This is a genomic window from Paenibacillus barcinonensis (assembly GCF_003217495.1).
Lineage (GTDB): Bacteria > Bacillota > Bacilli > Paenibacillales > Paenibacillaceae > Paenibacillus > Paenibacillus barcinonensis.
This window is the reverse complement of the sequence record NZ_QJSW01000012.1, coordinates 94,694-114,481: the sequence shown is the minus strand read 5'-3', so window position 1 is coordinate 114,481 and position 19,788 is coordinate 94,694. Positions and strand designations below refer to the sequence as shown.

At 47.1% G+C, this 19,788-nt stretch carries 14 protein-coding genes; 7 read left to right on the top strand and 7 right to left on the bottom strand.

Translation table 11 applies throughout. The features are described 5' to 3' along the window. The first annotated feature begins 213 nt into the window (after window positions 1-213). The gene (locus DFQ00_RS18215) at window positions 214-3,372 is read left to right on the top strand and encodes an ATP-binding protein (RefSeq protein WP_110897905.1); all 3,159 of its coding nucleotides are present in this window, start codon (window positions 214-216) and stop codon (window positions 3,370-3,372) included. Next, window positions 3,344-4,462, top strand: a complete 1,119-nt coding sequence (locus DFQ00_RS18210) for a response regulator (RefSeq protein ID WP_167433766.1) — start codon at window positions 3,344-3,346, stop codon at window positions 4,460-4,462. Before DFQ00_RS18215 ends, DFQ00_RS18210 begins: the two co-directional genes overlap by 29 nt. 72 nt (window positions 4,463-4,534) lie before the next feature. On the opposite strand, the gene DFQ00_RS18205 is transcribed toward DFQ00_RS18210, so the two are convergent. Next, entirely contained in the window at window positions 4,535-5,707 is a 1,173-nt protein-coding gene (locus DFQ00_RS18205; RefSeq protein WP_110897903.1) for a DUF4317 domain-containing protein, read from the bottom strand. A 566-nt stretch (window positions 5,708-6,273) separates the two neighbouring features. Between DFQ00_RS18205 and DFQ00_RS18200 the strand changes: the two genes are divergently transcribed. Then, window positions 6,274-7,443 (top strand): glycoside hydrolase family 27 protein, encoded by a 1,170-nt coding sequence (locus DFQ00_RS18200; protein WP_244213914.1) that lies wholly within the window; start codon window positions 6,274-6,276, stop codon window positions 7,441-7,443. Next, on the top strand, window positions 7,444-7,647 hold the full coding sequence (locus DFQ00_RS18195) for a hypothetical protein (RefSeq protein ID WP_110897902.1): 204 nt from the start codon (window positions 7,444-7,446) through the stop codon (window positions 7,645-7,647). Between the two features lie 116 nt (window positions 7,648-7,763). Here the strand turns inward: DFQ00_RS18195 and DFQ00_RS18190 are convergent, their stop codons facing one another. Beyond that, complete coding sequence (locus DFQ00_RS18190; protein WP_167433765.1) at window positions 7,764-8,609, bottom strand: AraC family transcriptional regulator; 846 nt, start codon at window positions 8,607-8,609, stop codon at window positions 7,764-7,766. Between the two features lie 167 nt (window positions 8,610-8,776). Here DFQ00_RS18190 and DFQ00_RS18185 point away from each other — a divergent pair, with 167 nt between their 5' ends. Further along, a complete protein-coding gene (locus DFQ00_RS18185) occupies window positions 8,777-10,312 on the top strand; it encodes a carboxylesterase/lipase family protein (protein ID WP_110897900.1) in 1,536 nt (511 codons plus the stop codon). 197 nt (window positions 10,313-10,509) lie between these two features. Then, window positions 10,510-12,321 carry a flagellin N-terminal helical domain-containing protein gene (locus tag DFQ00_RS30180; protein ID WP_110897899.1) on the top strand — a complete coding sequence of 604 codons (1,812 nt, stop codon included), beginning with the start codon at window positions 10,510-10,512 and terminating at the stop codon, window positions 12,319-12,321. A gap of 113 nt (window positions 12,322-12,434) precedes the next feature. Here DFQ00_RS30180 and DFQ00_RS18175 read toward each other — a convergent pair whose 3' ends face one another. Next, entirely contained in the window at window positions 12,435-14,252 is a 1,818-nt protein-coding gene (locus DFQ00_RS18175) for an ABC transporter ATP-binding protein (RefSeq protein WP_110897898.1), read from the bottom strand. Continuing rightward, window positions 14,239-15,981, bottom strand: coding sequence for an ABC transporter ATP-binding protein (locus DFQ00_RS18170; protein WP_110897953.1), 1,743 nt, complete (start codon window positions 15,979-15,981; stop codon window positions 14,239-14,241). Before DFQ00_RS18170 ends, DFQ00_RS18175 begins: the two co-directional genes overlap by 14 nt. Before the next feature lie 136 nt (window positions 15,982-16,117). Between DFQ00_RS18170 and DFQ00_RS18165 the strand changes: the two genes are divergently transcribed. Next, window positions 16,118-16,951 carry a MerR family transcriptional regulator gene (locus tag DFQ00_RS18165; protein WP_110897897.1) on the top strand — a complete coding sequence of 278 codons (834 nt, stop codon included), beginning with the start codon at window positions 16,118-16,120 and terminating at the stop codon, window positions 16,949-16,951. A 130-nt stretch (window positions 16,952-17,081) separates the two neighbouring features. On the opposite strand, the gene DFQ00_RS18160 is transcribed toward DFQ00_RS18165, so the two are convergent. From DFQ00_RS18160 to DFQ00_RS18150, 3 genes are all read right to left on the bottom strand, one after another. Beyond that, a complete protein-coding gene (locus DFQ00_RS18160) occupies window positions 17,082-17,660 on the bottom strand; it encodes a DUF4256 domain-containing protein (protein WP_110897896.1) in 579 nt (192 codons plus the stop codon). A gap of 70 nt (window positions 17,661-17,730) precedes the next feature. Continuing rightward, window positions 17,731-19,059: a sensor histidine kinase gene (locus tag DFQ00_RS18155; protein ID WP_244213917.1), complete on the bottom strand. Its 1,329-nt coding sequence runs from the start codon at window positions 19,057-19,059 to the stop codon at window positions 17,731-17,733. Between the two features lies 1 nt (window position 19,060). Beyond that, window positions 19,061-19,759, bottom strand: a complete 699-nt coding sequence (locus DFQ00_RS18150; RefSeq protein ID WP_110897894.1) for a response regulator transcription factor — start codon at window positions 19,757-19,759, stop codon at window positions 19,061-19,063. Between the last annotated feature and the right edge of the window lie 29 nt (window positions 19,760-19,788).

Below are 19,788 nucleotides of genomic sequence, written 5' to 3'. Positions count from 1 at the left end.
CTCTATAAGCCCTTGGTAACACAAATATAGGTCTTTAGATACTTTCACTAGGTTCTTTCGACATATCGTGCACCTGCATTATATAGGATGACAATAAACAAAAAATAAACAAAGAAAATTGTCGAAATTCAATTGCAGCCCTCTGAGATATCCGCTACAATTCCGATAGAATACTAGAGATGATTGGCAAATCTCCCAAAGGAGCAGCAGAACGTGTTATTACGAATTTCAGGTGTTGTTCTCACCGTGATTGTTGCTGTTACGCTGCTGGTTCTATACACGGTAAGAGAGCCTCAATCTGCCGCGCTCCACGCACGTCATGGCATTCTGGATCTTTCAACCTGGAACCCGAAGCAGGAGAATCGAATCAGGCTCGACGGTGAATGGGAATTTTATTGGAAGCAGCTACTATCTGTTCCAAATCACATGGAGAACGGGAAACAACATGGAACACGAACATCTCTTGATTACGCAGAGGTTCCAGGTACTTGGGGACAGCTTCAGGTGGGCGGCAAGCACCTGCCCTCCCACGGTTATGCTACATACCGGCTTGTACTTCGCAATACGCCTATCGAGGGTACACTCGCCATCAAGAAAAGCAACATTCGTTTCGCCAGCGAAATTTATGTCAATGGTGCCAAACTGATGCAAGATGGACAAGCCATGGAGAAGACAGCAGGTTACCAGGCAGGCAATTCACCGCAAATCGGATTTTTCCCGTATCATGGCGGCGATATTGAAATACTGGTTCGTGTCGCCAACTACGACTATCCCAATGCAGGCATCTCCGGTCCACTCTTTTTCGGAGAACAGACTGCCATGCTAAAAAGCCATCAGAATCGCACAGCCATTGAACTGGCGACGATGGCTGTACTGGCCACGATCTCAATTATTTTTCTCATCAGCTATTTGGGATCTGCCCTGTATCACAACCGGGATGACTCCCTGCTGATTCTCGGCCTCATCTGCCTGTTCTATGCCCTCTACAACGGCATGATCAGTGAACGTGTGCTGGCGGGAATCAGCCCGGAAATTTCATTTAATACGTTGTACAAATATAAAGATTTCTGCTCCGTTACTTGTCTTGGCCTGTTAATCTTTTATTTCTACCGCTTCAGATCGGGCATGATGTCCGGAATACTAACCTCGATAACACTGTTTATATTAGGGGCTTATATTGGCCTGCTCACGTTTCTCCCCATCTCTGTTTACGTCTTGACGGCACCGTTCGTGATTGGGCTGTATACGTTGGTGTTACTATGGCTGCTCATACAATGTGCCATACGATATGTCATTAGCGAGAAGGGTGAGCGTCTATCCAGCTTCCTGTGGTACGCCGCAATGCTCTGTATTACGCTGTACTGTCTCGATGTGAACCTGTTCTCTATATCACTCAAAGAAAATGTGAATATCGGACAGTTCTCCATCATTTTATTCAGCATCCTGATGCTCTTCCTTGTTGTGCTTCGTTTTTTCGAGGCGTACCGTACCGTTCGCTCGCTCAAGGATCAGCTTCTCTTGCTGGATCAGGTGAAGGATGATTTTCTGTCCAACACTTCGCATGAGTTGAAAACACCGCTCAACGCTATCGTCAATATTAGCGAAAGTCTGCTTCGAGGCTCCGAAGGCCCGCTCACGGAGGATCAGGCACATAATCTGGCCATTGTGACGGGAAGCGGGAGACGTTTGACTTATTTGGTGGATGAATTGCTGGACTATTCCAAAATGAAGCATGGAGACATCATCCTGCATCGCTCCGCTACGGATCTGTCCTCTTATGTTGATTCTGTTATGCGAATGCACTCCTTCTTGTTGGGAACGAAAAAGCTGGAGCTGCTGAACGAGATCCCGACTAAATTTCCGTTGATATATGCAGATGGAAACCGACTTGTGCAGATCCTGCATAATCTGATTGGTAATGCAATCAAATTTACCGAGCAAGGCTCTGTGCGTATACGTGCTGCTCTTATTCAGGGAAAAGCTGAAGTACGTGTTACGGATACCGGGCGCGGCATCCGCCCCGACAAACTGGAATACATTTTCCTGCCCTTCGAGCAGGAGGCCGAGGCAGGGCCAATGGTTGCCGGGGGCACGGGGCTGGGTCTCAGCATTACGCGCAAGCTCGTTGAAATGCATGGCGGAACCATACATGCGGAATCGGTACCGGGTGAAGGCGCAACGTTTGTGGTCACTTTTCCCCTTGCCGAAGGCAAAAAGGAAAACCGAGCTAATGTAACTCCTCTCAGCATGCCTCCTGCTGTCTCTGGTCATCAAGCTCTTAGACATGATGAGCCTATCATTATGAAAGGGAGCAGGCCCGAGTGGATTCTCGTTGTGGATGACGATGCAGCCAACCTGCAAACGATCAGCAGTCTGCTGAAGCTGGAAGGTTATAGTTATGCCGCTACTTTACGCTCTGATTCCGTATTGGAGCTGCTGAATCAGCTTCCTGCCATACATTTGGTCGTAGCAGACATCATGATGCCGGGTATGTCAGGCTATGAGCTGCTGGACCGCATCCGGGAGCGCTTCTCGCCTTCCGAGCTGCCTGTGCTCATGCTGACCGCTGGCAACAAGGCTCATCAGTTAAAGCTGGCTTTGGAAAAGGGCGCTAACGATTTTGTATCCAAACCCTTTGAATCGGAGGAATTGCTGGCGCGGATCGGTGGTCTGACCCGGATGAAAACATCAGTGCAGGCCGCGCGTAATGCCGAGATCTCCTTTTTGAGGTCCCAGATCAACCCGCACTTTCTATACAATGCCTTGAACGCCATTGCAGAATTATGTGTCGATGCACCGAATGAGGCAGAACGATTGATTCTGCAATTATCCAATTATTTGCGGGGCAGTGTGCATTTCAAACATCTGGACTCCAAGACCAGTCTGGAGAATGAACTGGACATGATCGAAGCCTATGTCGCAATTGAGCAGGCCCGCTTCGGATCAAGGCTGGAAGTCATTATTGATGTAGACGCCGATGTGGATCGCAACATGCACATCCCGCCTCTGACGCTGCAGCCTTTAATTGAAAATGCCATTCGGCATGGTCTGATGTCGCGTGTTCGTGGTGGACGTGTCATGCTGTCCATTCGCAATCTGAATGAAGCAGAAGCAAGGTTTACCATAGAGGATAACGGCATCGGTATGACACAACAGAAAATGAACGATATCCGGCAGGTCTCTGACGGCAGCACGGGTGTAGGTTTATGGAATATATCCAGCAGACTGAAGCTGCTGTATAACAGAGATTTTCAGATGGAAAGCCATGATGGTGAAGGGACTCGCATTACGTTTGATCTTCCTATCCAGCACCACAGCACTAAGGCTAACGGAGGCATATTACATGATGAAAGTAATCATCGTAGACGATGAGGACCTGTCGCTCAAGCGGCTAAAGCGAATATTGACGGAAAGTGGAGACGTTGAGGTGTGCGAAGTGTTTCAGGACCCGGAGAAAGCTTGTGAGTATGCAGCACAGCACAGCTTCGATGCGGCCTTCCTCGATATTACAATGCCGCGCATCTCAGGCATGCAGCTGATTGGTGAACTGAGGAAGCATCATGCCTCCCTGCCCATCGTGCTTGTAACGGGGTATGATGAGTATGCCGTTCAGGCTTTTGAAAAGGAAGTTACTGATTATATCATTAAACCAGTGACTGCCCAGCGTATAAGCAGCAGCATACAGCGCTTGCGGCAGCGGCTTCGAGACACCCCAGCCTTGCCTGAGCCGAATGCCCCGGCTCCCCGTTTAACGGTAAAGCTCTTTGGTGAATTCACTGTACTTGGGGGGACCGATGCAAACAGCCCTGTCAAACTGAGAACACCAAAAACCGAGGAATTACTCGCATTCCTCCTATATACGAAATCAACAAGCCGTGACGCCCTTGCAGATACATTATGGAAAGACCTTAGTCCTCAGAAGGCCTGGACTAACATCAACTCAACACTGTATTATGTCAGACGTGCAATCGGAGATAACAGTGATGTTCCAATGATCCAGAAGGATCGCAACGGAATTCGTATGGATCGTGAAGTCATCCAATGTGATCTGTACGAGTTCGAAGCCTTATTGCGTGAAATACGTCAAACCTCCACCTATCAGCCTGAGATGTTTGAACGAATGGATACTCTTTATCGAGGGGAGCTGTTGAAGGGACGACATTACGAATGGGCTATGCCATGGTCAAGACAGCTGGAAATGGACTTTGTTACAACAATGGAGACGGCCGCACATTATCATATTCAGCAGAATCAGCCCTGGAGGGCCCTTCATTATTTGGATCGGATTCTGCAGATTGACTCTATTCGGGAAGACATTCATCGTGAGATGATTATGCTGTACCTGTCCTTGGGGCGGCGCACAGAAGCACAGTGGCAGTATCAACGGTTGGAAGAACATCTGCAAGAGGAGCTCGGCTCGCGCCCGTCCTTTGATATCCAGCAACTGATGCGTCAAAGCTAGATATATTAAAGCCCAAGCCAGGCGGTATAACCAACCTCAGGCTTGGGCTTCTTGTATGTTTCACATGATTATTTACAGATTCTCTGTCGCAAGTGTGAATCCTTCAATCACTGCGTCCTCATCCACCTCAATCATGATACAACGTCTTCCCTGGTAGTTGACTTGTCTCACATATTTAAGGTCCTGCGGACTAATCGAGATGGTTGCCACCTTCGTATCAATCTTGATTGATTTGGAGGTATACTTCGGCATCACACTGTTTGCTTTCAGTTCATAATTTTTGTTGTCTACGATCGTTTCAAAGGCCCGTTCCACCTTCTCGGTGGTCAGGTCTTCAACACCGCTGGCGGTAAGCAGACGTTCAACGTCTTTGTAATCCAGCTTGGGCGGTTCTTCCTCATGTGATTCTTCATTCACTTCAATGACCCGGTTAATCTCTTCATACACATGAGCCAGCGTGGTCGCATCCATCTGCTCTCCTGTGATCTCCTTAACGATATCCTCAAAAATCGCCCGCTCCTCTAACGCTGTAACCGACCGTTCCCCATTCAACACATTTTCTACAAAATGCGGGTCCGGGAAATTGGATTTACCCGTACAATACAACACCCGGTTCACATCCGAATAATTGTCCGTCACGCTTGGATACAGAAAGCCCTGCTCAGGCGTGCTTAATTTGATGATCGGATCAACGATGATATTATATTTGAACTCCCGCTCCACATAGTCGAAGAGCAACGTCTTCCGCTGTTTCTCCGTGGAATTCACACTGCACAGAATGAAGGGATGAGCAAACACCTCGTTTTTCTCACTCTCTTCGGCTTCATCATTTCGGGCTTTGGTCGGCAAATAATACTGCCCCTTAATAAAGGTAACGACCATATCCCGTTCATACTTGGCATCGGCCAGCATGCGGTCCACGAGCAGCAGCATCAGATCCTGCCATTCATCGGGGTCACCTGTAACCAGCGCCTGGTGAAGCATCACTTGTGCAGGCTCTTCCGCTTCTTCCTGAAATTTCAGCTCGAACAGCTTCTGATCGAGCTCGCCTGTCAGCAATTTTTTGAAATTGCCCATGTATAGCTCTTGCTTCTCCCGATCCACCAGCTCAAACGGATGGCGTTCCCAGTGATAGACTTCATTGGTTTCTTTCGTAATATAGACATTCAGGATGTCGTAAATATTCAGCAGATCATGATCCAGCTTGAATTGTTTGCGAATGTGCGCGACTTCTTTTTTATTCATGATTCGTTAGACAACTCCTCAAGTAAATTGGCTTTACAAGTATAAACGATAAAAAAAAGCTTCGCCAGAAGGAGGTTTGTTATTGGCGGTTTTGTACGGGATATAGCCTTGTGACAGTATTGATATCCTTGATGCCGATGCTAACCTTTAATTTGCTGATTACAGTACTCCTGTTCAATAAAGACAAGTAGACCGCTCCCCGAGCTAAGGATGCGGTCTGCCAATGCTTCTAACCTCCGCTTTAAAAGCCCACCGCCCTTAAAAGCGGATATTGCTTGAAAAGTCGTGTTCGCGCAAGGCTCTTTCTGCATTATAAGTTCTCCGTGCCCTTAGTATAACGTGGTGGTTTATTTTTTCAATTGGTATAGCACAATTAATTCCCGGCTTACTTCCTTTCATTTCATTAATCCAAACAACATTTGTCTATGTCCAAGCAACGTCAAGCTATGGTTAAAATGGCTTTGATAAGTTAAGTTCATCATAGTTAGTAGCTGTACTCGCAACATGGAAAAATGATATTTCGTTATTTCACAAAACAAACACGAGAAAGGAAGCGAAGCAAAACAATGAGCACAAATACAACTTCAATGATGGGATTTGCCCCTGCGCTGGGCTGGAATTCATGGAATACGTTTACGTGGGATATCAATGAGCAGTTGATTCGAGATGTAGCTGATGTGTTTGTAACGGAAGGGTATCGGGACGGCGGGTATGAGTATATTGTCATTGACGATTGCTGGAGCCTGAAGGAACGGGATACGGATGGCAATCTGGTCGTAGATTCTGCCAAATTCCCAAGTGGAATGAAGGCGCTTGCAGATTATATTCACGACAAAGGCCTGAAGTTTGGCATGTACTCTTGTGTAGGTACACATACCTGCGCCGGGTACCCGGGCAGCTTCGAACATGAATTCCAGGATGCAGCACTGTTCGCCGAATGGGGCGTGGATTATTTAAAATATGATTACTGCTTCAAGCCACGCCATATCTCTGGCGAGTTGTTATATAAACGGATGAGCCTTGCTCTCAAAAACTGCGGCCGCGATATTCTCTTCTCCGCCTGCAACTGGGGGGAAGACAACGTGTATGAATGGATTCGTGAATCAGGGGCGCATATGTACCGTTCCACCGGGGATATCCGTGATAACTGGGATTTCGTGAAGGAGCTGGCCTTGTCACAGATCGGTAAACAAAGTTATACCGGCTCCTTCTGCCACAACGATATGGATATGCTTATCGTTGGCATGTACGGCGGCAGTAACAGTGACTTTATCGGCAGCATCGGCGGCTGTAACGATATTGAATACAAGACCCATTTCTCCCTCTGGTCGATGATGGGCTCACCGCTAATGATTGGATGTGATGTGCGCAAAGCCAATCAGGTCACCAAAGACATTTTGCTTAACCCGGATCTGCTCGCTATCAATCAGGACCCGGAGGCGCGTGGTGCTTATCGCATCAAACCCGAGCCGCAATGGTTCCATACCGATGATGTATTCATGCTGGTGAAGGTACTGACGGACGGTGATCTCGCGATTGGTTTCTTTAACCTGAGCGACAGCCAGCGCGAGCTATCCCTGCAATTCTGGGATATGGGATTGCCTTACGCCTCAGGTTACTCCCTGTCTCTCTATGATTGCTGGGAGCACAAGGAGCTTGGTGTATTCCGTGAGCGTTATGCGCCGGTCGTTGCGGCCCATGATTGTCTCGTCGTGCGAGCGAAGCTGGTGAAATAAATGGCACAAAGCCGCCTGTGCACCACCTGTCAGGTTCCGCTCTCATCCGACGATGTCGGCATCTATCTCAAGTTAGTTTCACGCACAGCCCAGCAATTTCTCTGCATTGACTGTCTTGGTGTGAAGCTGAATTGCGGGCGGGAGCCAATAGAGAAGCTGATTCGTTATTTTCGCGAGTCGGGGAACTGCGCTCTGTTTCGCTAACCCATAATTAGTGATTTCGTAACATTCAATTGGTGATTCGGCTAACTTACAAACGTTGAGATCACTCACTTACAACAGGTGTCTTGATTCATTCGTTAGAAGGCCGCTTCTCTTCCCTAACGTTCCACTTCTCTCTGGTGCAGCATCATGTACGCGGATGGTGTATGTGATGTTGCCTTTTTGAATACTCTGGAAAAATAAAGCGGATCATTATATCCTACCGAATAGGCTATGGATTGAATGGACAATCCAGACGATTGCAATAGCTCGCAGGCGCGCCGAATGCGGTATGCCGTGATATATGCTGACACCGACTCACCTGTAGCTGCTTTGAACCTGCGAAACAGATAGCTTCGCTCCAGATTTACCACCTGTACAATTTCAGACACCGTCAGAGATGATTTCCAATAGTTCTGCTCGATGTATTTCACGGCCAGCCACACATAATCCGTAGCTTCCTCCTGCTTCTCGCACGGAAATAACTCCATGTAACAGGACAATAACAGATGCAAACGCGCATCGGCCCTTATCACTTCGCTAGGCGATGCTCCCGCATTCCAGGCCAGATAAAACCAGGGCTCCATCGTTTCCGGCGCCGCTGGCAGTACAGGATGCTGCACCGATAGCTGTGTCCAAGCTACGAATCGTCCGGCGTTCCGTCCGCTGAACTCGACCCATACGTACTCCCACGGGTCCGCCGGATCGGGATAGTAGTAAATTTCTTTGTGCGGAAAAAGAATGAAGCTCTCTCCGGCACCCAGTCGAAATTGTTGGCCGCCGGTTTCCAGTGTGCCCTGCCCTTGAATGATGTAATGCAGTGCGTAGACGTCACGTACGCCGGGTCCCCACTGGTGCAGATTGACCGGTTTGTGACCACCGCTGATAAAATAAACCTGACTCGCCCTGTTCCCGTCTCTCCATAACGAGTCCACCTCCAGCACCTCCAGTCTTATACAAGTCATTATATATTATTATGGGGGGTTCTTGGTTTAATTTCGATGCTGGAAACAACGCTTCAAGTTGCTTATGATAGAGATAGAGGGCTCATCCCCCGCAGAATTGTAAGCGCAACCATACATCTTGGATCGACATGTCATACCGATGTTCCATTCAGAGAGGAGAATGTTGTGTGCTTAGAACAGTTACAGTAGAAAATGGGCAAGTTCAGGGGCTGCCCGCTGCGGACCCGCGTATTACAAGTTTCAAAGGGATTCCGTTCGCTGCCCCCCCGGTAGGTCAGAACCGCTGGCGCGCGCCGCAACCCGCAGATGATTGGGATGGGGTGCTACACGCTTTTGATTTTGCGCCTACTTCGATGCAGGCTCCGACCGTTATTGATGATAATAATATCTATACACGGGAATGGGCTGTTGACCCCGACCTGCCAATGGATGAGGATTGTCTGTATTTGAATGTGTGGACCCCTGCCAAACGGACGGATGAGAAGCTGCCCGTGTTTGTCTGGTATTTTGGCGGCGGGCTTCAGGTGGGTCACACCGCCGAGATGGAATTTGATGGCGAGCGTATTGCTCGTAGAGGAATTGTGGTCGTGACCATCAATTACCGTCTGAATGCATTTGGCTTCCTGTGCCACCCCGAAATTACTGCTGAGTCCCCACATGCACCTGCTAACTTTGGGCATCTGGACCAGCAGGCGGGCACATCGTGGGTGAAGCGTAACATTGCCGCATTCGGCGGTGACCCGGAGAAGATCACCATTGGTGGACAATCTGCTGGTGGTGGCAGTGTGCTTAGCCAGATGACCTCCCCTCAGAACAAGGATCTGTTCCAGCGCGCCGTCATTATGAGTGGTATCGCGACTGAGCTGTATCCGAAGGTACATGTCCCCGCTGTCCGCAGTACGCTGCGGGATGCCGAGCAGAAGGGCGTGGAATTTTTCCGTTTCCTCGGGGTATCCTCACTGGAGGAAGCGCGACAGCTGGATGCGATTACGCTCCGGGATAAAATGCTGGAATATAAAAGCTTCTGGGGAACGGTCATTGATGATCAGTTCTGTATAGGTGATCCGTTCACCCGCTTCATGCAGCACAAGCGCGAACTGGTACCTGTAATGCTCGGTCATACGTCCTCCGAGTTCTGGACGCGACCAGTAGTAAACAGTATAGAGGAACTGAAGCAGATGGCTGCGGAACTGTTTGGCGAAGATGCTCCTGCATTTTTGCAGCGATGTGAAGCCGATACGGGGGATCTAGATCATGCCTTACAGCAGGCCTCCATCCGCATGATTGAACATGCGATTCAGCTTGTCATTCGCTCGAATAGCGGTCATCCATCCGAAACCCCTCTCTATTATTACAACTTTGATGCCGAGATTCCAGGCTGGGATCAGCCGGGCACGTTCCACTCCGTCGATCTGTGGTTTTTCTTTGAAACACTCGCCAAATGCTGGCGGCCTTTCACGGGTAAGCATTATGATCTGGCGCGGCAGATGTGCAATTATTTGTCTAATTTCATCGCAACAGGCGACCCGAATGGTCTCGATTCCACTGGCAAACCTCTGCCTTACTGGATTCCGAGCAGTACCGAGCAGCCCTATCGCATGGAATTTACGGATCAGGCACAGTTGCAGCTAGCGGAGCCCGAGCCTTTGCTTGAATTAGTGATTGAATACTTTTTCAAAAAGAAAAATGAACCTGTAGTTTAATACGTGTGGTTTCTGAATAGGCTGTGCGGTGGCGCATGGCCCTCTTCTTTCTGAGCTGATTATCTTAGTGGAGACATCACTTTAGTTAGGCAATTTGCACACTAAATCTGCAAATACATCACATAATAAATAGACTTTCCTTATTCTACCATGGTAAAATGTATTATAACACTCCACTTTAGATAGAGGTATAACATATGATTATTTCGCACAACTTAGCGGCTACTAGTGCACATAGGAGAATTCAAGAAAACGCCCGTAATAACTCTAGCCACCTACAGAAACTATCTTCTGGGCAAAGAATTGATAGTGCATCTGATGATGCAGCAGGACTAGCAATATCCGAAAAAATGAGGGCACAGATTCGGGGACTTGACCAAGCAAATCGAAATATACAGGATGGGATTTCTCTTGTTCAAACAGCAGAAGGTGGACTGCAAGAAATTTCAGCTATTTTACAAAGACAGAGAGAACTGATTGTTCAGGGTCTAAATGATACATACACCAATAACGATCGTCTGATGATTGAAAGTGAGATTCAAGAGCTTACGAATGAAGTAAACCACATTTCTCAAAGCACAAGCTATAACACGATAAACTTGTTGGCAAGAGATGATTATGAAATACTGGCGGATCGTTCAACTTCTAGCACAAACACTTCCCTTAGTGAGCCGCCTACAATTCCAACCGTACAGAAAACTGTAGTTTATGCAGCCTCTGGGACACCCCCAGAAGCAAGACACCTGATCAGCAATTCCAATACGTCATCTACAACTCAGACGTATACAAACACAAATGTAATTACTCCGATAACCTCGCAGGATTTGAGACAAGGTTACAACGAATATAATGTGGATACTTATACAACAACTAAAACAGATACAGAGCGTTCAGTATATGAAACGTTAGCACCTACAACCGATCCGCAATATTCAGCACCTGACTATTGGTATGCTTCGGGAATGAACACAACTTGGTTTGGCCCCAAAACATTCGGTCGTGTTTATGGCACGATGAGTGAGAATGTAGAAGTGGATGGCGTAATGCGACCAGTGGAGTATACATCTAGAAGCAATACCGGTACAGTTCCGGCTTGGGATCATATGTGGTTTCCAAATACCGAGGTATCGATAAAAAGACTCCGGACTATACTTCCGGATAATTCGATGCAAATCGAATATATAATAAATAATGGAAATCCAACGGATACGAATTTAAAGCTAAGTAACCTAATTAACCCGCCTGATAATTCAGTGATGACAGATGCAAATGGGCTACTTATCCCCAATGGTGTAACATCCATTAATTCGCCATCTGGGAATACAACATATACGATGACAGGAACGGAAGCAAATGCTAGTATTACGTTCGATGATTCACTCGGATCTCTATCACCAACCCAACTTGCAATTCATAATCCCGCAGGGGGACAACCTACAATTAATTTTGATTGGGATGTTAACCTCCCTTCTCAATCAAGTTTAACACTTGCTTTCAAATACGGTCCTTTCTCATTAAATTTGGAAGTATTTGAACGTACAAACGAAACAGAAGTGTCTACACGCATAGAAACAACTTCAAATGTGGAGATCAAAGACATAGACTATATCACACCGAAACTCACGGTCCAAGCCGGAGCAAATCAAGGGCAACATATGGATATCCCCTTATTCAACGTGCAGGCTGATGAGTTAGGCATTACAACGTTAGGCTTGTTACCACCATCTATTCAAGGACAAGCATTATCTCGTATAGACAAAGCCATCTCCAAAATTTCCAGTATTCGTGGAGTTTACGGTGCAATCCAAAATCGAATGGAACATGCATTAAACAATACAAGTAATGCTACAGAGAATTTGAGTAATGCAGAATCTCGAGTTAGAGATGCAGACATGGCCAAAGAAATGTTAGAGTATACGAAATCAAATATTTTATTGCAGGCTGCACAGGCCATGCTCACACAATCGAATCAAAGCCCTCAATCCGTTCTACAATTGCTCCACCAGTGAACAAAAAAATTTAAGGGTGTCCCAAAAGCCATTGATAAGGCTTTTGGGACACCCTCTTTTGATTTTGGCTGCTTTCTAGTATACTCTTCGATGCTTAAATACTACGGTAAACGTTAATCCCACTCAAAAGCTCCAGTATACAACTGATAATACGTACCTTTCGCCGCTAGTAGCTGATTGTGGTCACCACGTTCCTTGATGTGGCCATGTTCCATAACCATAATGGCATCGGAATTACGCACCGTTGACAAGCGGTGAGCAATCACAAAAACAGTCCGACCATGCATCAGATTATCCATCCCCTTCTGCACCAGCGCCTCTGTACGTGTATCAATAGAGGAGGTGGCTTCATCCAGAATCATGACGGGCGGATTGGCAATAGCCGCTCTCGCAATCGCCAGCAACTGGCTCTGTCCCTGAGACAGACCATTACCGCTGCCATCCAGCCAAGTGTTGTATCCTTCCGGCAGACGTTCAATGAAACTCGATGCATAGGACAAACGTGCCGCCTGAAGCACTTCTTCTTCACTGGCCTCCAGCCTTCCGTAACGAATGTTGTCAGCGACCGTACCCGAGAACAGATGAGTATCCTGAAGCACAATTCCAAGAGAACGGCGCAAGTCTGCTTTTTGAATACGCTGGATATTAATGCCGTCATAAATAATTTCGCCTTCTGTTATGTCGTAGAAGCGATTCAGCAGATTCGCTACCGTCGTTTTGCCTGCCCCGGTCGCACCTACAAAAGCCAGCTTCTGCCCAGGCAGTGCGTATAATGTAATATCCTGAAGCACCTGCTTTTTCCCATCATATGTGAAGCACACACCTCTGAATTCCACTTTGCCTCTTAACGTTACCGCAGCGCCATCCTCCAGTTTCCAGACCCAACCGGACTGATCTGCTTTTTTCTCCAGTGTCACACGCCCTTGATCTGCTTCGGGCTGTTCATCCATCAGATTAAATATGCGCTGTGCTCCAGCCAGCGCAACGACAAACATGCTCACTTGAGAGGAAATCTCGGCAATCGGCATCGTAAAATTACGCGACAGACTCAGAAAGGCAGCTATACTGCCCACAGTCAGCCCCGCATTCCAGCCTGATATCGCCATAGCTCCGCCTGCAATCGCAACAAGCACATAAATCAAAGTTGCCAGGTTGGCATTAATCGGCATCAGAATATTGGAATATTTGTTCGCGGTAGCCGAATGATCAAACAATTCATCGTTCAAACGTGCAAACTGCGCAGTAGCATGCTGCTCACGGCTGAACACCTGTACCACCTTTTGCCCATGAATAATCTCCTCAATATATCCGTCCACCACACCGATAGATTCCTGCTGCCGGAAAAAGTGCTCCGTTGCCTTCGTGCCCACCTTCTTCGTAACCCAAAGCATAACAAGTGCTCCCAGCACCACAACAATCGTCAGTGGAACATCCAGATACAGCATCGTTCCCAGCACCACAATGACTGTAACGACTGTGGACAACAACTGAGGAAGCCCGTCTGTAAGCATCATATTTAACGTATCCACATCATTGGTATAGTGACTCATAATATCACCATTAGCCTTACGGTCAAAATACTTGATCGGAAGCTTCTGCATATGTTCGAACAAGCGGTCACGAATCCGCTTCATAATCTGCTGCGAGATCGTAATCATCAGTCGCTTCGAGACAAATGTGCTGATTACGCCCGCGGCATAGATCATAGCCAGAATGATTAAAGCCCGGAGCAGCGCATCGAATACCGGATGCTGATCGCCAAGCAATGGCACAATAAAATCATCAATGAGCAAGCGTAGAAAGGCAGCCGAAGCTACAGAGACGGCAGAACTCACAAGCACCAGAATAAGCACCAGCGCGGTTCTGAACTTATAGTATTTGAAATAAGACAGCAGACGTTTGATCGTCAAACCATAATTAATGTTGTCCATTCTGCTCTTCACCGCCTTTCGTCTGGGTGTGGTAAGCCTCTTGATAGATTACACTTCTGCGGAGAAGCTCCTGATGTGTTCCGATATCAGCCATCCTGCCTTCGTGCAGCACGATAATCTGATCGGCATCTTCGACCGATGCAATGCGCTGTGCAATAATAATTTTGGTTGTATCAGGTATGCTTTCCTTAAAAACACCTCGAATTAACGCATCTGTACGTGTATCCACAGCACTTGTAGAATCGTCCAGTATCAGAATCTTCGGCTTTTTGAGCAACGCTCTGGCAATACACAGCCTTTGCTTCTGTCCGCCGGATACATTGGTCCCGCCCTGAGCCAGATGAGTGTCGTAACCATCGGGGAAAGTGGAAATGAATTCATGTGCCTGTGCCGCCCTGCAGGCCTCAATCAGTTCCTCATCACTGGCTGCTTCATTGCCCCAACGCAGATTCTCTTTGATCGTGCCTTCAAACAGCACATTTTTTTGCAGCACCATCGCAACCTGATCTCGAAGCACCTTCAGATCGAAGTGCTTCACATTTGTTCCACTGACCCGCACCTCGCCGTCACTGACGTCATACAGCCGCGGAATCAGCTGCACCATTGTCGATTTGGCACTGCCGGAAGCACCGATAATACCAATCGTTTGCCCCGAGCGTATATGCAGGTTAATGCCAGACAACGCATACTGCTCGGCTTTGTCAGAATATCGGAAAGACACATTGCGGAACTCCACCTCTCCACTATGCAGCTGTGTCACAGGTGCTTCCGGGCTGGTAATGTCCGGCTGCTCGCTTAACAGATCGTTAATCCGTCCAGCAGATGCCCTTGCAATCGCAACCATAATGATGACAAATCCCAGCGTCATCAGACTCATCAATATTTGCATGGAATACGCAAACACACTGGTAAGCTCCCCGGTAGTCATCGTCCCGCCCACCACCAGCTTGGCTCCAATCCATGAGATGATTAACATGACGGCATACAGCACAATTTGCATCAGAGGAAGCTCATACGACAAAATGCGTTCTGCCTTCACCATCTGAGCAAATATCCTCTCGGATACAGCCTGAAACTTGGATATCTCCCGCTCCTCGCGAACGTAGGATTTCACAACCCGAATGCCGCGCACATTTTCCTGGACGACTTTGTTGAGATCATCATAACTGCCAAAGGCCCGCTCAAAAATAGGAAAGGAATACTTCATAATGATGAGCATGCCCGCTGCCAGCACGGGAATAACAATTACAAACCACATAGCAATTGTCGGACTGATGCGATACGTCATGATCGTTGCAAAAATCATCATTACCGGACTGCGGAAGGCAATCCGAATAATCATCAGAAAGGCATTCTGGACATGGGTAATGTCCGTAGTCAGTCTGGTCACAATACCTGAAGTCGAAAATTTGTCCATATTGGAATACGACAGCTGCTGCACATGACGGAACAGGTCATAACGCAAGTTTTTGCCAAAACCCGCCATGGCAATCGCAGAATGCTTACCCGCCAGCGCTCCAAAAACAAGCGATACCAACGCAAACAACACCAGAATCAAGCCATACTTCACCACCTGATTCATCTGTCCTCCGGTAATCCCCTGATCGATCAATTCAGCCATAAAAAGCGGGATGACTACTTCCATAGCTACTTCACCGAGCAGAAACAACGGAGTTAACCATGTATCTTTTTTATACTCGCGCACACTTTGCAGTAACTTCCTTACCATAAGCATTCTCCTTACTCCTTATCTAAAATAAACACATTGCTCTTGACCTGAAGGTAGATCGGCGGTCAGAACAGCTGTATTATAAACTGTATAGTTGCTATACAGTCAATTCACATTTTTCGAGCGGGAGGTCCTTATGCAACCGAATGACACGTTGTCCATTAGTGCTTTTTCCAAGCTGTCCGAGGTTACACGCAAAACACTTATTTATTACGACCGCATCGGCCTGTTCAAGCCTGCATTTGTTGCAGATAACGGTTATCGCTATTACAGCCGCAGCCAGCTGGAGACGATCGGAGTTATTCATATTTTCAAAGAGCTGGGCATGTCTCTGGAGGAAATTCAGGTGCATCTCGGCCGGCGTTCTCCGGCAAACACCCTGGAGCTGCTGCGCAAGCAGGAAGAGGTTCTGCAGCTTCAGATTGCAAAATTGACTCAGGCCAGACAAATGATCATTCAGCGTGCGGAAAATATAGAGCAATCCATGCATCTCGACACCAGCCAAATGTATGTTAGATGGCAAGCCAAAACACCATTACTGCTGAGCCGCCGCATCTATTCATCCAAGCAGGAGTTCCCTGAGGAGCTGTGGGAAGACTTTCGGGAGCGTCTCCACAAGGAACATGCGCCACTTGGTTATCCCGGCGGGGTCATCATTCCCAAAGAGGATCTGCTGAAAAGGGATGGCGACAAAATCGCCTATATGTACAGCTTTATGAAGACAAAACATTACAAACAGGTTTACATGCCGGAAGGATTCTATCTGGTGTCCTACGCCAGAGCCGATTATGGGGATAGCGACAAAATCTATCCGCAAATCTTTGATTATATTGAGGAAAAGAAGTACGTCATTATCGGAGATGCTTACGAGGAATACATGCAGGATGAGATTGTCCTGCAACATGCGGACGATTATCTCGTTCGAGTCATGGTGCAGATTGAGCAGCCAAACGAAGAAGATATAAACTGACCCAGATCAACTTAAAAAGAGGGAACAATTCGCAAACATGCCGAATCGTTCCCCTTGTAATGTTTAAATACAATAATTACCTGGACTACAGGTATTTCTCTTCATACCTATAGTGTTTTCTCATTCATACCTATACTCTTAACCGACCTCGAAAACCTCTTGCAGCATAGTAGGACTCCGCACCATTATGGTACATAAACACGGTATCGTAACGGCAATCACAAAATACAGCTCCGCCCCGCTGTCTAATATTGTCCGGTGTCCGCACCCAACTGGATGTTTTCATATCAAAGTTCCCTAACTGCTGCAATTCCCGATACTGGGTCTCACTTAAAAGCTCGATGCCCATCTCGATACACATCTGGACAGCGCTATGCTTGGGCTTATTTTCTTTCCGTGAATCCAGTGCAGCCTGATCATAACAAACACTGCGGCGTCCCTTCGGGCTCTCGGCGGAACAATCCACAAAAGTATATTCACCTGTCTCACGATCGAAATCTACAACATCCGGTTCACCGCCTGTTTCCTCCATCTCACGAAGCGACCATAGCTTATCCGGGTATGCTTCCAGTTTAGACTCTACACTAACCCATGCTAGATCGGGATGACGACTCATGTTTTTTTCAAAACGGAGCTTTAATGTCGTAAATAATTCATCACGTTGTGTAGGTGATAGCTCTTTGTCATTATTGATGGAGTTCATTGTCATCTTCAATCCCCTCCGGGTTCCAATATGATTTGCTTGATGCCCTGTCCTCTTTTCTCCGTCTCTGCAGTGGCTATCTCCGATCGACACTACTCAGAATGACAGGAAGTTCAATGCATAATGTGAAGCTATTATGTTGCTCCGATGTACGCAGCGTCCCATTATGCTGCTCCAGAATTTTCTGACAGCTGACTAATCCGATTTCGTTGCTGTCCTTTGTTTTGTCAACATGTTTAATCTGATTCGAAACGTTCATATATAAGGTTTGCTGCTTAACCTGCAGCTCGATATCGACAGGGTGAGATGTATCCGCATATTTCTTGATATTAGAGAAAATATTATCAAACACACGCCGAATCGCGACCAGATTCATCTCCAGCAGAAAAGGCTGCTCCCCGTAATTCGGCTGAATCCGAACATCAATATCCTCAATCACCGCCAACTGCTCGTCCAGCAGCTGATCCAGCAACTCCCGGCCCTCATAGACCTCAAAGTCCACATCCTCTTCTTCTGACGCAGAAGATACCGTGAAATACTCGAACAGCTTGTCTGATAAAATCTTGATCTGATAAGCCTTCTCCCGGCTATTGTGGATATACTGCAACAGATCCTCCTGAGTCTTGTATTTCCCCAGCTCAATAATGTCCATATACCCGAGCAGAATCGTCAGTGGTGTGCGCAAATCATGAGAAATCGCCGTAATCAACTCCCGATTGGCAGTCCTCACTCTTTCCTCGCTGCCGAGCCGCTCCACAAAGGATTTGCGCATCTCATCAATACTCCAGGCGAGTGATGACAGCTCATCCCTGCCCGATACCGTGATCTTGTAATCCAGATTTCCGCCTTCCAGTATTTTGATCTCCCTCTCCAGCTTGCCAATATACGAGATTTTATGATTGATCAGCAGCAGAAAGGCGATAATAAAAGCAATGACGGCCACAAACACACTCAGGATCAGTAGCAGATTATAGTATTGATACTCATAAAAACCAACCAGATACACCTGTGCTGGCTGATCCGTAAACTGGACCGTGGTAATCGGTATTTTGGAAGGTAAAAACTGCGTGAGCAGTTCCTCATTAATCGCCGGGTCTGCCTCGGTATTGGAGGCGTAGATCAGCTTGTCTTTTACAAAAATAAATAACTTCAAATATCGCTCACCGGTAATCCACTTGGATAATTCCTCATGATCCCGCGTGGACAGCTGCTCACTGCTTACCAGGGCCTGGAATCGTGCAAGCGCGTCCTCCTGCCTGTTCTCGATAAAGGTCGATTTGCTCAGATAACTGTTCAGCGCCGTCTCGCCGACGGCCTGAAAAACCACCAATACAACCGCCGAAATAAGCAGAGATATCATAATGGTAAGCACAAGCTTGAGTTTCAATTGTTTTCCCATCAGCACTCTATTCAATTTTGTACCCCTTCCCCCAAACCGTCTTCACATATTTAGGATGCTGCGGGTCATCTTCCAGCTTGTTTCTCAAGTTACGGATATGCACCATTACGGTGTTATTACATGTATAAAAATAAGGCTGCCGCCAGACACTCTCATAGATATTTTCGGCTGAAAAAACCTTTCTTCGTTTGGATGCCAGCAGCATCAAAATCTGGTATTCAATATCTGTGAGCAAAATTTCCTTCTCCCCGATGTATACCGATTTGGAATCCTGATGGATCTTCAAATCCTTCACTACAATATGGTCGGTCTCCTCGATCTTCTCCTTGCCCCGATACACATAATATCGGCGGAGCAGCGCTTTGACTCTTGCCACAAGCTCCGTATAGGAGAAGGGCTTGGACAAAAAGTCGTCACTCCCGGACGAGAAGGCCAGTTGTTTATCCGAATCCTGTGTTTTCGCTGTGAGAAACAGAATCGGTGCACTCGTTTTTTCACGAATTTCAAGACATGCCTTCAGTCCTGACTTGTTGGGCATCATCATATCCAGAATAATGAGGTCCGTCTCTTCTGTTACTTTATCAACTGCATCCTGGCCGTCCACGGCTTCGATGACTTCATAATTTTCACTTTCTAATAAAATCCTGACGATCTCACGTATTTCACTGTTGTCGTCCGCAATCAGAATCTGCTTGCTGTTATCCATTGAAATCCCTCCGTCCACTTTCAGTATAG